We start from the raw sequence: 16,416 nt of genomic DNA on the forward strand, positions 1-16,416 counted from the left end.
ATCCTTTTCAGCGGCCGGCACCTGTTTGATACGGCAACGCAAGAACTTTTGATACAATCTTTTTTTATTTTTATGTGGGAGTCCTATAAGAAAAGTTTCCAGGCCTATTTAAAACTGGAGAAATCACTTTCCGGCAATTCCACGGAAGCCTACCTGAGGGATATCGATAAGCTGACCGCCTACCTGCAGTTGCAATCGCTGGCGCTGGCGCCGGCAGACATCACGTTAAAACACCTGCAGGCTTTCCTCGAGTGGATTACAGAACTGGGGATGCAGCCCACCTCCCAGGCAAGGGTCATTTCGGGTATCCGTGCCTTTTACCGGTTCTGCCTGCTGGAAAACATTGTACAACAGGATCCCACCCTGTTGGTGGAAGCCCCTAAAACCCGGCGCATCCTGCCGGACGTGCTGAGCTTCGAAGAAATTGAGCAGCTCCTTTCGGTTATCGACCTTAGCAAACCCGAGGGTACCCGCAATAAAGCGATTATAGAAACCATGTACAGCTGTGGGTTGCGGGTAAGTGAAGTGGTGCAGTTGCGGATCTCGCAGCTTTACCTGGATGTTGGATATATACGGGTCATCGGCAAAGGTGATAAGGAACGGCTGGTACCTATTGGCGGCACGGCCATCAAACATATAAAAATATACCTGCAGGAAATTCGCCCGCAACTGACTGTAAAGCCCGGCAACGAGGATATTGTTTTTTTAAACAAACGGGGCACATTGCTTACCCGGGTAATGATTTTCCTGGTCATCAAAGACCTTGCCTTAAAAGCACAGATTCAAAAAGCCATTTCACCGCATACCTTCCGCCATTCTTTTGCAACCCATTTAATCGAAGGAGGCGCCAATTTGCGCGCGGTGCAGGAAATGCTGGGGCATGAAAGTATTACCACAACTGAAATTTACACCCATCTTGACCGGGAATTCCTCCGGAAAACCCTGGACCAGTTTCACCCGCTTTTCAACAAAAACAACTGAACATTGTTAGGTTGCAGGATGTGCGTCAATGCGCGCATTGTATAAATGAATGCAGCTCCTTTTTTTTGCAGGTACCGGGCAACCGGAAAGTCGCCGGTAAACCAGGTTTATCAGCGTGTTTTCGCTGGCGGCCGAACCTTAAAGGAAGCAGTGCAGGAATGGGTTACACAAAAATTTTCCGGACGCATGCCAAATAGACAAGGGCAACTTATAATATTCTTCTATTTTCGCAACTACCAAAAACAATCATCAATGAAACGAATCTTTTTATCATTTCTTTTAGCAGGAGCCCTGTGCTCGGTTCAGGCACAGGTAAAGTTCCCCGCAGCCAGCCCGGCGCAAACTATTAAACAGGATTTTGGCTTAGGCACTATTGAATGGTCTTATAGCCGTCCCAGTCTGAAGGGCCGTCAGTTGTACACCGATCTTGCCCCGGCAGGAAAGCTCTGGCGTACAGGAGCCAACGGTTCCACTACCCTAACCATCAGCGATGAGGTCATTATCGGAGGTAAAACCATTCCCGCAGGTAAGTACGGATTGCTTACGATTCCCGACCGTAAATCCTGGACCGTTATTCTCACCAAACAAACCGATGTAACCAGTGATCCCACGGCCTATAAAACAGCTGATGATGTGGTAAGGGTATCGGTAGCACCGGTAACTACAAAAAACAATACGGAAACCTTTACCATCCAACTGGCCAATATTACGCCTACAACAGCGGAGTTACAGCTTTCCTGGGGTAATGTGCTGGTTCCTGTTCCGGTAAAAACCGACATCGATGGCCGGATCATGGCATCTATTGATGCTTCTATGCAATCAGACAAACCGGCTTACTTCCCGGCAGCAACCTACTACCTTGAAAATAATAAAGACCTTAATAAGGCGATCGACTGGTTTGCAAAAGCAGCAGCGGCCCAGCCCAAGGCTTACTGGATCCAGTATCAGTATGCAAAGGCACTGGCAAAAGCCGGACGGAAAAAGGATGCCCGGGCTGCAGCTGAAGCATCCATGCAGCTGGCTAAAGAAAATAACAACGATGATTATGTACGCAACAATCAAAAACTGATCGCTACCCTGTAATCATCCCTACCTAAAAACATCATCATGAAAAAAATGGCCCTGGTACTCTTCGCATTCACCGCATCAGCGGTTTCCCTGTTGCATGCGCAAACCGTTACCCTGAAGTTCAATCCTGCTAACGGCAGCAGGTATGATGTCATCAATACCAATATCCTCCGCATGAAACAAACGTTGATGGGGCAGGTAATGAACATAGACTTCAGCACTACTGCAAACATGCGCTATGAACTGGCAGATGCGGGTGCCGAGAAAACTGCAATTATCAGCTATGGCGCTGTAAAAACGGATATCAATTTTGCAGGTCAGGAATTGCATATTGACAGCGAGAGCCCCGATACGGCCAATGCCGCCAACAACATATTCCGGTCTATCCGCGGCAAAAAAGTGAAAGCCTTTATCGCCGCAGATGGTACGGTAACAAAAATGGAAGGCTGGGAGCAACTAACAGAGGCAATGGGTGCCGATCAGGAATCCCAGGCCATCACCGGCGAATTATTCTCCGAAGCCACTATAAAAAGTTTGCTGGAACAGGGATTTAAAATGTATCCCGAAAAACCGGTGTCGGCCGGAAGCACCTGGTCATCTGTTATCCGGATTGAAAAACCGTACAAACTGACGATGCACAATACGTATACCCTGAAAAAGATCGAGGGTGGTAAAAGCCTGATCAGCATCGACGGCAAAGTAGGTACCAATGGCGTTACAAAAATGGAGCAACAGGGCATGGAAGTGGAAGTAAACCTGGATGGTACGGTTAGCGGCACCATATCTATGGACAATGCCACGGGCATCACCGATACTTCTAACCTGGTTCAGCAACTTAAGGGAACCATGAAAGTACAGGGAATGGAAGTGCCTATGGAGGCCACTGTGGAAACAAACCTTCAAATGAAGCAACGTTAAAGCGTTCCCGGAGCGCATCCAACACCTTCAATAAAAAAAATCGGTCCGTATTTACCCGGACCGATTTTTTTTATTGAAGGTTATTGTGTGTTGATCTTATAGTCTTTGGGTGGCGTGGCGCCCAGCAAGTGTTCCACGAAATAATCCCAGCGCCGCCGCATCATATAATACGAATCCGTTCCGTAACCATGCCGTGCATTGGGAATTACCACGAGGTCGAAGGATTTATTCGCCTTAATCAAGGCATCGGCCACCAGGTAGGTATTATAGGGCGGCACATTATCATCCATCCCTCCTGTTACCAACATTAATTTTCCCTGCAGGTTTTTTGCATAAAGCTGGTTGGCCTGTTTCTCATAATTATCGCCTTGCAGTAACCCGATATACCGCTCGCCCCAGTCATCTTCATAATTCCGGTTATCATGATTACCGGATTCCGCGATCCCCACTTTAAAGATCTCCGGATATTTGAACATGGCCGACGCCGTTGCAAACCCACCACCGGAATGGCCCCAGATGCCCACCCGATCCAGGTCCATAAAGCTGTTTCTGGACGCTAACTGCCGCAGACCGGCAATCTGATCCGGTAACGTATTTTCGCCCATATGGCCATAGCAGGCATCATGAAATGCCTTGGAACGGTTAGGATTGCAGCTGCCTTCCAGCCGTACAACAATAAATCCCAGTTCAGCCAGGGCCTGAAAATCCCCGGCAGCCGCATTAAACGACCAGCTGCCTACGCTTCCACCCTGCGGGCCGGGGTAGATATACACCACCACCGGGTACTTCTTCGCAGGATCCAGGTTGCCCGGTTTATAGAGCAAGCCGTAAAGATCAAATTGCTGATTGGCCGATTTTACGGTAAACACTTCCGGTGCCAGCCAGCCCGCCTGTTTCAGTGCTGCAAGATCGATTGCGCCCAAATCCCGGATGGTTTTTCCGGACAGATCTTTCAGCTTGGTTACCGGTGGTACCACCGGTGTGGAATACTTATCAATGAAATAATTTTTATCCGGAGATAGGGTGATCGCATGGTTTCCCGGTTCCGGCGTAAGCGCCACCGGCGTTTTACCATTAAAGTCTGTTCTGTAAAAATGGCTGAAATAGGGATTTTCGCCCGGCTCTTTTCCTTTGGCTTCAAAAAGGATCTGCCTTTTTTTAACGTCTACCTGCAGCATCCGGGTCACCACAAAATCGCCTTTGGTAAGCTGCTGTTTTACAGCTCCGGTTGCCAGGTCATACAAATAAAGATGCCCCCATCCACTCCGTTCCGAGTACCAGATCGCTTCATTTGTACCGGAAAGGAATTTCCAGTTCGCCATTCCCTGACCGGATTCATATTGTGTGGGAACCTGTTCCTCAAATACGGTACGTATGGCTCCGGTAGCAATATCAGCGATCCGGAACTGTGCTATTTTATGATCCCGGCTTACCGATACAAAGGCCAGTTGTTTACCATCGGCGCTCCATTCATTATCACCAAAATCGCCGTCACAGGCAATATCATCGCAAAGTGTTCCCCGGCGATCGTCCGGCTGCATTTTAAAACGGGTTATGGCCGCTGTTTCCACATCAATCACCAGCCGGTGTATTTTTATAATGGCACTATCACCGGGCAAGGGATACTTCCATTGCTCCAGCTCGGGTGCTCCAATCTTCGTACGCACCAGGTACATATCTTTTACATGACGCTGATCCTGTTGAAAGGTGGCAATTTTCCGGCTATCGGGCGACCACAAAACAATTGCCCGGTCCGAATGCGTCCATCCCGCGTTATCCGTTGCATAACCAAAATCTTTTATTCCATCTGTGGTCAACGGTTGTTCTTTCCCGGATGCCAGGTCTCTTACCCAAAGATTCCAGTCTTTTATGTACACTTCTTTTTGTCCATCAGGCGATACCACACCCGGAACGGCGGCCTTTCTCCTGGCGGCCGGTTTACCCGCTTCCGGAGATTGGCTGGTCGTTACCTGTCCGCCTTTCTTTACGGCAGGATCGATGATGACATACTGTTTGGTTGAAGGCAGCTGGTACCAAAGCTTTCCGTCCGGCAGCCATTGGGGATTTACGGCCTGGCTATTGTACGCTTTTGCAGCGCTGCCGCCGCTCATTACCCGTACCGCCTGGTCGTAATCTGCCGTGGTAAATACCTTTTTTTGCTGGGCAGTTAATCCCAACCCCATATACAGCAGCCCGGTTAATAGTAAACATTTCTTCATAAACAACGCCATTATAATATGCTTTGAAAATTTCCGGGCAAATTAGTTTAATTTTTCGGAAATTTGTATCCGACGGTGGGTTATCAGATTTCAGGCTGCCGGTTCTGTTGTATTGTTATGGTTAGAAGCTACCTGTTCTATTTCTTAATACCTATGCGTCTTTTGTTAAAAACAGGAAATGAATGGTTTCAGGTACATAAAATGGCTGCTTGCTTTTGGCATTGCCGGAATGATTACCGGTTGCCAGAAGAACGGCGATTCCACGCCTGACGGTTATATCCGCACCACCATTTTTGAAAATCCCCTGCCCGAGCCGGTTACCGTACAATATTTTAATGCCCGGATCAGCCCCAATGGCGATACTACGATTCTTTTCTCGGGGCAAAAGATTCTTATTGACGCCAATTCCAGTACACAGGTTGTAGAAACCGTTTGTTTAAAGGATTGTGCGCCGCAGTTTACACCGCCGGTGCTCAATATGGCCCGCATAACCATTGGAGATGTACAAAAAATAGTGATCAATTGTAACACTACCCCGTCCGGCACTCCCATTCCCGATTGCGGGAAAGATCCCTCCAATATTTTCAATGAAGCCCTATGGTCGGTGACCAAAAAGAGTTCAGGCGATGTTCTTAAAACCTACACCTTTAACCCGCTTGGTTATAGCAAGGCGCAGTAATTTACGGTACCGTTAAGACGCTTTAACAAAACATTGGATACACTGCAGACGCCCAAAGAAAAAGCCTGCTTAATTTTAATATACATGTCAATCCGTTTTTTTATATTGTCGCTGATACTGCTGACCCTGCCGGCCATAGGCTTTTGCCAAACCTACCTGAGAGGAAATATTTTCATGTACACGAATGACACACCCGTACCGGGCGCATCCGTTACCAATCTTACTACGGGTAAAACCATTCTTGCCACGCCTGCCGGTACCTATGTTATTGAAGCCCGGAATAAAGATATGGTGGTCTTTTCTTTTACGGGGCTTACCAGCGATACGGTTAAAGTGGAAGAACAACTGTTAAAGACGGGCTATGATGTAGGACTTAAAGAAGACCCGTATACACTAAAGAACGTAACCGTAACCAGCAATTACCAGCTGGATTCTTTAAGGCGCAGGGAACAGTATGGCCGGTATTTTGAAAAAGGGCCGGGCATCACCGGCGGCAACCGACCTCCGGACGGGGTTGGAATTTCTTTAAGCCCGATCAGTCATTTTTCAAAAAAATCGCGGGAACAGCGGAAGTTCCGGAAGCAGCTCCTGAAAAACGAGGAAGAGGCGTATATCGATTATGTTTTTTCACCGGTTTGGGTAACCAAGCTTACCGGTTTAAAAAATGATTCGCTGCGCCAGTTTATGTACCAGTACCGCCCTTCCTATCAACTGGCCCGCACCCTGGATCATGCAGATATGATCGCTTATATCAACGATCATTACAAAGAATTTATACGTCCCAAACGATAAGCCCGGGCGTAGTTAAACCCGTGTGCCGGAAGGGCCGGTATCTAATGAACCCTACTTCATAAAACATAAAGCGGCCCTGCTTTTCAATTTCCCCGGTTATTGAACGACCCGCACGGTTCCTTTCAAACCTGCCGGCAGCAACGGTTTGTCCTGTAAACGGATGGGCGCGGTGGTCCAGGTTACCCGCTCGCCTTCCGGCAATTGCTGATCACCAGCCAGCCGGTTGGCCCAGGTATTGGTTACCGCAATTTCCAATGTATTGCTTCCCTTTTTAACCGCTTTTGAAATATCCACCCGAAACGGATGGGTCCAGATGGTACCGCAGTGCACCCCATTAACCGTTACGGATGCCAGGTTATACAGGCTATCCAGCTCCAGCCAAACGGGTTTGCCGGCCAACGCCTCTTTCCATTCAAACGGATGCCGGTACACTGCTGTTCCGGAATAATATTTAATAGCCGGTTCATCATACGTGTTCCAGCTTTTCAGCACCGGCATGGTTACCCCGGTAGGCGGACCACCAAACACCGGGTCAAATGTAACCTCCCAGTTGCCGGTTATAACCAACTGTTTTTTTGCCAGAGCAGGTTTGGCTACCCGTGCCGGTTGCTGCCCGGAGCGTTGAAAGTGTACAAATACTGCAGCAGCCGGTTCCAGCAGCAGCGTTACAACCGTACGTCCGGCTTCCCTGCGCCAATCAGTAACAGGAGTAATTGTGCCGGTTACGGCATCCAGCAATTGCGGCAGGCCCGCCTTCACCCGGAACGCAATTTCCAGGGTACGTTTCCGTTCAAAGGGGTTCGAAATAAAATAAAGATCTCCGTCCGCCAGGCCGCGATGTGCCCAGGCAATGGTATCTCCGCCGTTCAGTACTTCCACGTCCTTTTTCACACCCAGGCTGCTCAAATCTGCCTGCCGGAAAGGTGCTGCGACCAGTTTTCCTTTTGCCTTTGCCCCGCCGTATAGCGCTTTCAGTACATGCGTTAGCACCGCCGGATCTTCATTAAATCCAACTGGGGCTTCAAATCCCTTGTCCATGATCACCGTAGCACCATCGCGCACCAGTTGTTGTATTTTTTTTGCCGCTGCAACCGGCAGCAGGCGGCTGTTGGGATTCAATGCCTGTTTACCCGGAATCACCAGCACGGCATAGGATGCACCGCCCGGGGTTACCACCCTGCCCTGTTCCACACGCATCTGTAATAATACATCCGGGTTAAAACAATCGTATTTATATCCATGCAATGCATTTACATAATTGCCAGGGTCCGCTATGTTTGCCGCATGCAGCACCCCCGAAGGTCGGGTGGTCATGGGTTCTCCTTTATTCTCCATCCGTTTTTCTTCACAGGCTACAGCTGCCGCACCAAAAAGACCCGGCAGGGTTTGTACCAGCCGCTCCGGCAATACGGAGCGCCGGGGCAGTTCTGCTCCCGTAAACACCGCAATATCCGTAACCGGTTTTCCCAGTTGCAATAAGGCAGCAGTTCTTGCCAGGTAATCGATCCAGGCCTTACCCGGTTGCATCCATGTTTGATCCCGCTGCATATATAAACCAACACCGTCAAGCGTTACACCCGGTTTTTTATCCAGGAACGGATTATGGGCAAACACATGTAACACCATTTTATTAACCCCCATTGCAAAATTGCGATCGCCCAGCACTTTCATACTACCGGGATGTTCGCTCCAGTCCATCCGCAGCGTGGTAAAGGCTTCCGCCTGTATGATATTTTTGCCATAAATATGGGCACCGCTGATGGCATCCAGCATATCATTGGGCTTGTCGTGCGTAGGACTGTTGAGCCAGAATTCACCCATCGGTATATCTACCGAACGGTAATGCAGCAACCCGTCGCTCACCATGGTAGGTGCCACACTTTCTGCACTGAAGGCGGTTCCTTTTTCATGTGCGCGCGTTTTCAGTGTTGTATAAAAAACATCATGGATCAGTTCGGCGATGGTGCTGCGTACATCGTGCAACACCCTTTCCGATGCCGCCGCACTTTCCAGCGGTACACCGGTCATCACCGGCAGCCAGGGCTTCAGATCATAGCCCCGCCGCTTTTGAAACTCAGAAAGAAAATTCCGGCTCCAGTTCTGGCTGCCGCATTCCCAGCTGTCTACATGAAAAACCTTCAGCACTTCTTTTGCCAGGCCGGGGTCTGTTTTTTCAAAAGCCTTCGCAAACCAGTTATTGAATTGCAGGTTGATGGCCTCCGGATCAAACTTATCACATTCCAGGCCTTTTCCGGCCCCGCCGGTGGCGTTTACATGCCCGGTACTGGTATGCCCGATGCGGATGATCACCCAATTGCCGGCAGGAGCATTCCAGTTTAAGGTGCCGTCCTTGTTCAGTTTGCCCGTTAAGTCGACCATGCTTTTCAACGGTACCGCATCCTGGTCCGGAACCTGCATGCTGTCTGTATTTGCCGCCACTCTCCAGATGCTGCCGTTCTTTGCCTCGTATTGATGGATCACCGGTTCATCATCCAGATAAATGCCCATCACCTTCAGGGAGGGTTTCCACTTGGCCGCATCCAGGTCTTCTGCTCCCGGTTCCGACCCGGCCCTGTCATAAACAAACCGGAAATACCTTGCACGGATCGCCGGTATGGAAAACGTATAATCGGCATCCGTGTCCTGCCAGCCATGGCGGGGCGGCTCCAGCCGGGTAACCGTTTTAAAATGTATGCCGTCATCACTGCTTTCGAGGATGAGTCGCAGAGCCTGGTAGTTATTGCCGCCAATATGAATACGTACCGATCTTGCTGTAAAAGGCTGCGGGTATTCATAGCGGATCCAGGCAGCTGAATCGGTTTTAAAACTTTGCCTGCTGTTTACACCCGGCAATGCCAGGAAATCTGCCGCCATCCCCGTACTGGTGGTTACACCGGGTTTTATATTTTCGCCGGCAAAGGCCGCACTGCTTTTAGCAGGATACGCAAATACAGCAATATCCCTGTAATAGCCCTCGCTTGTTTCCGGCTGATCCAGCTTTATGGAACTGTTGGATCCGGACCGGATGTATCGCTTGCTCCAGGTTATCTTTTGCATAGACCGTTCCGGCGTAATCCAGGGTCCGCCGCCCAGCGCAAACCCATCGCTGAAATGCATGGCCAGTTTTAAATTGAGCCGTTTTGCATCTTTCATGGCATAATTGACCATGCCCCACCATTCCGGCGTCAACTGCCGTACCGGATGATCAAACGGCAGTTTTACGGATGTATCGCCAATCGGCATCAGGTAGGCCCCGCCAATTCCTGCGTTATGCATTGCCTCAAGATCCGCTGTAATGCCCTGCTTTGAAACAGCGGCATGCATCCAATACCAGAATACCCATGGGCGGGCCTGTTCCGGGGGATGGGCAAAGACCGCCTTCACATCTGCAGCTGTATGCTGTGCATGCGCTACCTGAAAACCACTCACCCACAAAAGACAAAGCATCAGTTGATACCGCCATCCCGTTCTTCCTCCTTGATATTTCATTCAGGATTTCTTTTATAATTAATGATCAAATATACCCGCCAGGAGCAATGCCGCCGGGGAGCCTATTATCAGCGTATCAAAGGTAACCATACACGCATATCGGATTGGCCCCGGTTGGCCCAGGCATAATAAGGGATCAGTGTGACCGGCACCGGCCGCAGCTCCTTTTTTATTTCCCGGTAAAGTACCTGATCCCAGTTTTCGTCCGCAACCGCTTTTGCGGTTCCTGTCAGGGCCATAAGCCTTGTATGCCCCAGGGCCACCGGCACCGGGTGCAGCCGGATATCCGCAGGGATCCGTATATCGGTTATATTGTTTCCCTTATAATCCGGAGATTCCATACAGTATACGATGGGGCCTCTTTTTACCGCTACCTGGTTACGGGTTTCCTCCACCAGCGGATTGCTTTCCACCAGCTGAACCGGCATCTCCAGGACCAGTTCTATTTTATCGCCGGGTTTCCAACTGTTATCTACCGGTACATACTGACCACCTTTGACCTTTTTGATGCTGCCTTTGTATTTTATCGCAGCACTTTTACACCACCCCGGAATCCGCAGGTAAACAGGCATGGTTGCCGGTGCTTTTTGAATAGTAATGATCACCCGGCCCTCCCAGGGATAATTGCTTTGCTGTGTTAACTGTACTTCGCTGCCATCCTGCCATTTTGTTTTCAACTGATTATCGCTGTAGGTATTGATGTACAATCCCTGCTTACCGATGCTATACATGTAATTGCCTGCTTCTGCAACAGTGCGTACCAGGTTGGGCGGACAGCAATTCGATAAACTGATATAGGGTTGCCGCCCCCCGCTCCACCGCAGCTGATACGGATAATCTTTTGCTGCGGCAAGCGGGTTGGTATAAAAATAATCTTTCCCATCCAGGCTTACCCCGCTCAGCACGCTGTTATACAATGCCAGTTCCACGATGTTCATGTACCGTTCGTCCGCGGTCAATAAAAACATGCGCCAGTTCCAAAGCACATTACCGATATTGGCACAGGTTTCATTGTGTGCACTCAAATTGGGCAACTGGTAGTCTCTTCCATAAGATTGATGTACCTTCTGCACGGTGTCTGGCTTATAAGAAGTACCATCTACAGAAACCCCATCATATAAGGCGCCGCAGCCACCGGTAATATACATTTTTGTAGTGCATACATTGCTCCACAACTGATCCAATGTATGCTTCAAGGTCTGGTCTCCGTTTTCCGCGTACAGATCCGCAACGCCGGCCATAAGGTAGTTGGCTCTTACGGCATGGCCTACAATCTTTTTCATTTCGCGGAAGGGGGCGCGATCGCTGTTATCATCAGTACCTTCAACCGTACCACGGATATCGATCAGCTTTTTCAGCAGGTTCAGATATCTGCCCTGATTCGTGGTGCGATACAACTCCGCCAACCCCATATAATGCGAGGGACAGATCGCGTTGCGCGCCTGCTCCGGTGTGGCGGTGTTATAAAACCCGATCAGGAAATCCGCTGCCTTTTCAGCAATGTGCAGCAGGCTGGTTTTGCCCGTAGCCCGGTAATGCACACAGGCCGCCGTCATCAGGTGTCCGAAGTTATAGGCTTCAAAACTAAGCTTATCATCAAACATCTTTTGCGCTCCGGTATGCTGCTGATCAATAATATTCTTTGTATAAATATAGCCATCTGCGCGCTGTGCTTTACCGATCACCGCAATGGCCTGCTCCATCCGTTGATACAATCCCGGATCTTTTGTAACCGCATACATGGCGGCCAATGCTTCCAGCGTTTTATAAAAATCACCATCATGAAATGAAGGTCCCCTGAACACCCCGGTATCCAACCCCGCAGCGATCCTGAAATTCTGAAATGCATAACAAACCGTATCGCTGGTATACGTTTTCCAAAGGGTGGGTACCATTTCATCGCGGCAAACCGCAAAACGCTCTGCCCAGAAGCCATGGGTAAAATGAACCGCTCCCAGATCTACCGTCGATAATGCTGCATAAGGACTTTTACCCGTGTTCACCAACCCCTGCTGGGCGTAAACAGCAGTGCCGATATGACACAGGGCAAAACTCATTGTCAAAAAATATTTCTTCATTTTAACGGCTCATTTAATTGTACAGTATCATTTTATAAGCCCCGCCTTTATAAAAATCTCGGGCGCTATGCTTTTCCTCACGATCCCCGGCCCATGGCTGAAACAGCAAGGCGAAGCAATGCCGGCTGCAATACCTCTCCCCACATGAGGCCATGGGCCTGATATCTGCAGATAACGCCGGAATTGATTCCGGAAATAGCGCTGCCAGTACGGGACGGAGATGCCGTAGAAACGGTATATTTCAGGCGGGCCTGTCGGTACCGTAAGCTGAAGTTGACGGCTTTCGTGCCTCACGGACCGGGAGCAAGCCCGGCATCTTCAAAAGAATGTTCCCGGTTTACATTGCCTGATACCGGATACGATATTTCTTATCCTTTTCGATGATGATTTCATACACGTTATTCCCCTTGTCCACAGCCGCTCCTTCTTTGCACACCGGCCTTGTCTTACTGGTAATCATCAGCTTTCCGGTGCCCACCGGTGAAACCATATTAATTTCCTTATCACTGCAATACAATTCAATATTTCCTGCGGGAGTAGGCACTTTTCCTTCCATCCATTTTAGGCCACCCAGTGCAGGCTTTACTTCATACTCCGCGTAGCCGGGGGCCGTTGGGCTTATACCCAGATAATATTTACCCAGCAGGTATAACGGGCTGGCTCCCCAGGCATGACAGAGGCTTTTTCCATACTTGCGTCCGTACATGGCATAATGTTCCGCACCTGTTTTTGAAGGGTCATACTCCTCCCAGAAAGAGGTAGCTCCCAGTTTTAGCATGCCCCCCCAGTAATTTTTCATTTCCTTCAGCACATAATTTTGTTCACCCAATGCACAGAGCGCTTCTAATTCATAAAAGCGCATATACGGCGTAGTGATCTCCGGCACGTTTTTGTTCAGCAACACAGAGTTTTTTACCGCCTGCCGCTGCTGTTCGTTAAAGTAGTTAAAAAAGATCGCGAACATATTGGCGTAACGGGTTACGTTTTCTGTAGGCCGGCCGTTTACCTGGCTATGCACCAGCGCCTTCGCCTTATCGCTCCAGTAAATGGAAAATAATTGCTGTTTTAGTTCCGCGGCGGCAGTTTTGTACTGTGCCGCATCTTCTGCACGACCGGCCAATGCCGCACAAAGCGCCATCGTTTCCAGCGCCCGGGCAAAAAGCAATTGTTCAAAGCTTACCGCACCTTCTTTACTGAGCCCTGTTGCCCAGTCAATAAAGATCCAGTCGCCGGGCAGCCCTTCCAGCAAACCGTTTTGATTCCGCCGCTTCCATACAAAATCCATCAGCGATTTCATACGCCCGTAATTCTGTACCAGAAAGTTTTTATCGCCACTATACAGGTAATAATCATAAACGCCCATAAACCAGTAGAAGGTATAATCCATAATGGTATTGATATGGCCGGTTACAGGATCTTTTCCGCGCAATGCATAGGTAGTACGCTTCACCGTTTCATTGTCGTTCATCAGGTAATAATTCATCAGGTAGCTCTGATAAGCATCCCCACTCCAGATCCAGCGGTCGCGCTTGATTCCATCGATAAAAAATTCTCGCGTGCTCAGATGTAGGGTATATTTCGCCACATCGTAGATCCGGTTAATTTCTTCATCATTGCAACGGAAAGCGCCTTTATCTTCCAGCGGGGCATATTCATATAAAAGCGAGGCATGATCCAGTTGCACATCCTCCTCCGTGGTAATATATACATACCGCAGTGCCTTTGAACCGGGGTTAATGGTATCTGCAGCCGTTGGCTGATCAAGGGTGATGCGATCAAAGGTTTCCGAAGCTGCGGTGTCCAGCGCCTCCTCCCGGCTCTCCCCATAGTACAATGAGATGATCCCCTTTCCCTTTACACCGTGTAGTTTTACAAAGCCAAAGGTTTCCTTTCCAAAATCCACCAGCAGGCCCTTGTTTACCTTTTCCGTAGTAATGGCAGTTACCGGCGTCACCGGCAGTTTATAAGCTGAAGGTGTTGCCGCCCTGTCATTAAAATTCCAGCTGCCGGCATGCCTGAAAACCGTGGCCGACAGATCGGATGCTTTCCCCGTTTCATCGATCCATTCCTTGTCCTCAAAGGTCACCTGCCAGCTGCTGTCGGATACAATCGTTGCCCCCTTTACAAATACCGCCGGCGGCGTGGCCTGGTTGAATACTTTAATATTGATCTTATGTTTGCCGGCCGGCACTGCGATCGCCTGCGGCGTTCCCGGGAACGCCTTACCATCCAGTTTCACGCTATACCTTCCTTCGGCATGAATGGTTACGGTTTCCGGCCTGGTGAGATCAAATTCTTTATGAAAATCCACCAACGGGTAATGACTGTCTACCTTCCAGAACACCGGATAAAATGTGCCCCGCTCCGTTCGGCGGTTCTGCATTTCGTTAGACAGCCATATTTCATAGTCGCCGGGATACCAGATCCAGGTTTGGGCGGATGTAGTAAGCCACAAAGACACGAAGGCACAAAGACACACAAAAGGTTTCAAAAGCTGGGCCTTGCACTGCTGTACAAGTGTGCGACGCAAGTAAAGCAACATAGCAGCACTACTGCCGGGTACATTATTATTTTTTTTATTCATCATATACTAACCAAATATTAAATACAAAACAATCATAACCGAACACAAAGCACCCCATACAATTTTCACCCTCCGGGTGGGCTTGGCCAACTCCTGTACGGGCACAGCCGTACGTACAGGATGCGGATCGGTTACAGCAATCAGCACCGCAATTACCACCAGCAGCAGGAAGATAAAGAACGACAGCAGCAAATAATGCGGCCAGAACGTATATTCCTTTGCCGGCAACACCCATAAATAAACCACGCCGATACCCAGGCTGATGGCCGATCCCCAGGAAAGGACAAAATTCACCGCCCTTCGGGTGGTCTTTTTCCAGAATACCGCCAGCAGGAACACGGCCGACAGCGGCGGCGCGATAAAGCCCAGTACCGCCTGAAATACATCAAACAAATTGAGTCCCTTGATGCTGTCAACCGCTATGGCCATTAAGATCGCAAACCCGCACCCGGCCAACACGGTCAGCCGGCCAACTTTGATGACCTGCCGGTTAGTGGCTGCAGGATTTATTTTCTTTACATAAATATCTGTTGTAAATACCGTGCTGAGTGCATTTAATGAAGAGCCGATGGTACCTACCAACACGGCAATGAGTACGACGATCACCAGGCCGTTTAATCCTGCAGGAAACAGGTTGGTGACCATGGTCATATAGGCTTCATCCGGGCTGGCCAGCTGCGGGTACAATACCGAACAGGCCACACCCGGGATAATAAAGAGTGGAATGGAAAGGATCTTCAGCCAGCCGATAAAACTGATACCCAGTTGCCCCTGCTCCAGGTTGCGGGCGCCGAGCACCGATTGTACCATGGCCTGATCGGTACAAAAAAAAGCCACCGCCGATACCGGGTACCCCAATAAGATGGCCGGCCAGGGATAAGCAGGATCGGTGGCGGGTTTAACCAGGCTCCAGTAGGATCCCGGCGTTTTTGTAAACAAGGCAGCAAGGCCTCCCACTTTCTGAACACCCAGTACACAAAGGATACAGGATACAATGATCAGCAGGATCATCTGGAATACATTCACCCGCGCAATGGCTTTTAACCCTCCGGCTACCGCAAACAATGCGGCAAATAATACCAGTACGATCACCGACTGCCACATGGGGATGCCCAGGATCTGGCGTACCAGGAAGCCGCCTGCAAATAAACCGAGCGACAACCAGGAGATCAATATTTTTATCAGCGCATACCAGGCCAGTATATTCCGGGTGCTTTCTCCGTACCGCTGTCCCATAAACTCGGGCATGGTGGTCACATTACTGGCCAAATACCTCGGGGCAAATACCATGGCCAGCAGCATCAGGAACACAAAGGCATACCATTCAAAATTTCCTGCCACAATACCCGTGGCATAACCGATGCTGGCAAAGGCCAGCAACATAGATGGGCCCACATTGGTACCCCACATGTTGAACCCGATGCTATACCAGTTCAGCGATTTGCCGGCCAGGAACAGGGTTTCATCCTTTTTCTTTTTGCCAAAACTGGCACGATAGCCAATAACCAGCAGCACCACGAGGTACACCACTACAATGGCATAATCGATGGGCTGCAATCTGGAAATAAGATGGTTCATTGATTCGTTATCTTTTATTTTTTTTGTCCG

General features: G+C 49.5%; 10 protein-coding genes. 5 read left to right on the forward strand and 5 right to left on the reverse strand.

The annotated features are described in order from the left end of the window. Nucleotides 1-72: 72 nt before the first annotated feature. The 3 genes from xerD (at nt 73) to LQ567_RS24075 (ending at nt 2,967) form a co-directional block, all read left to right on the forward strand. Complete coding sequence (gene xerD, locus LQ567_RS24065) at nt 73-981, forward strand: site-specific tyrosine recombinase XerD (RefSeq protein WP_231008468.1); 909 nt, start codon at nt 73-75, stop codon at nt 979-981. Nucleotides 982-1,233: 252 nt separating this feature from the next. Continuing rightward, nucleotides 1,234-2,064: a DUF2911 domain-containing protein gene (locus tag LQ567_RS24070; protein ID WP_231008469.1), complete on the forward strand. Its 831-nt coding sequence runs from the start codon at nt 1,234-1,236 to the stop codon at nt 2,062-2,064. A 24-nt stretch (nt 2,065-2,088) separates the two neighbouring features. Beyond that, on the forward strand, nt 2,089-2,967 hold the full coding sequence (locus LQ567_RS24075) for a DUF6263 family protein (protein WP_231008470.1): 879 nt from the start codon (nt 2,089-2,091) through the stop codon (nt 2,965-2,967). An 80-nt stretch (nt 2,968-3,047) separates the two neighbouring features. Here LQ567_RS24075 and LQ567_RS24080 read toward each other — a convergent pair whose 3' ends face one another. Further along, entirely contained in the window at nt 3,048-5,186 is a 2,139-nt protein-coding gene (locus tag LQ567_RS24080) for a S9 family peptidase (RefSeq protein WP_231008471.1), read from the reverse strand. A gap of 178 nt (nt 5,187-5,364) precedes the next feature. On the opposite strand from LQ567_RS24080, the gene LQ567_RS24085 reads away from it, so the two are divergent. Beyond that, a complete protein-coding gene (locus LQ567_RS24085; RefSeq protein ID WP_231008472.1) occupies nt 5,365-5,865 on the forward strand; it encodes a hypothetical protein in 501 nt (166 codons plus the stop codon). An 84-nt stretch (nt 5,866-5,949) separates the two neighbouring features. Then, entirely contained in the window at nt 5,950-6,657 is a 708-nt protein-coding gene (locus LQ567_RS24090; RefSeq protein WP_231008473.1) for a hypothetical protein, read from the forward strand. A gap of 96 nt (nt 6,658-6,753) precedes the next feature. On the opposite strand, the gene LQ567_RS24095 is transcribed toward LQ567_RS24090, so the two are convergent. The 4 genes from LQ567_RS24095 to LQ567_RS24110 form a co-directional block, all read right to left on the reverse strand. Beyond that, nucleotides 6,754-10,146 carry a glycosyl hydrolase gene (locus LQ567_RS24095; protein ID WP_231008474.1) on the reverse strand — a complete coding sequence of 1,131 codons (3,393 nt, stop codon included), beginning with the start codon at nt 10,144-10,146 and terminating at the stop codon, nt 6,754-6,756. A 68-nt stretch (nt 10,147-10,214) separates the two neighbouring features. Next, nucleotides 10,215-12,224, reverse strand: coding sequence for an aceric acid hydrolase (locus tag LQ567_RS24100; protein WP_231008475.1), 2,010 nt, complete (start codon nt 12,222-12,224; stop codon nt 10,215-10,217). 337 nt (nt 12,225-12,561) lie between these two features. Continuing rightward, nucleotides 12,562-14,811, reverse strand: coding sequence for an alpha-L-rhamnosidase-related protein (locus LQ567_RS24105; RefSeq protein ID WP_231008476.1), 2,250 nt, complete (start codon nt 14,809-14,811; stop codon nt 12,562-12,564). A gap of 3 nt (nt 14,812-14,814) precedes the next feature. Next, nucleotides 14,815-16,386 carry a sodium:solute symporter family transporter gene (locus LQ567_RS24110; protein WP_231008477.1) on the reverse strand — a complete coding sequence of 524 codons (1,572 nt, stop codon included), beginning with the start codon at nt 16,384-16,386 and terminating at the stop codon, nt 14,815-14,817. Nucleotides 16,387-16,416 lie beyond the last annotated feature (30 nt).

The organism is Niabella pedocola, from assembly GCF_021044425.1.
Lineage (GTDB): Bacteria > Bacteroidota > Bacteroidia > Chitinophagales > Chitinophagaceae > Niabella > Niabella pedocola.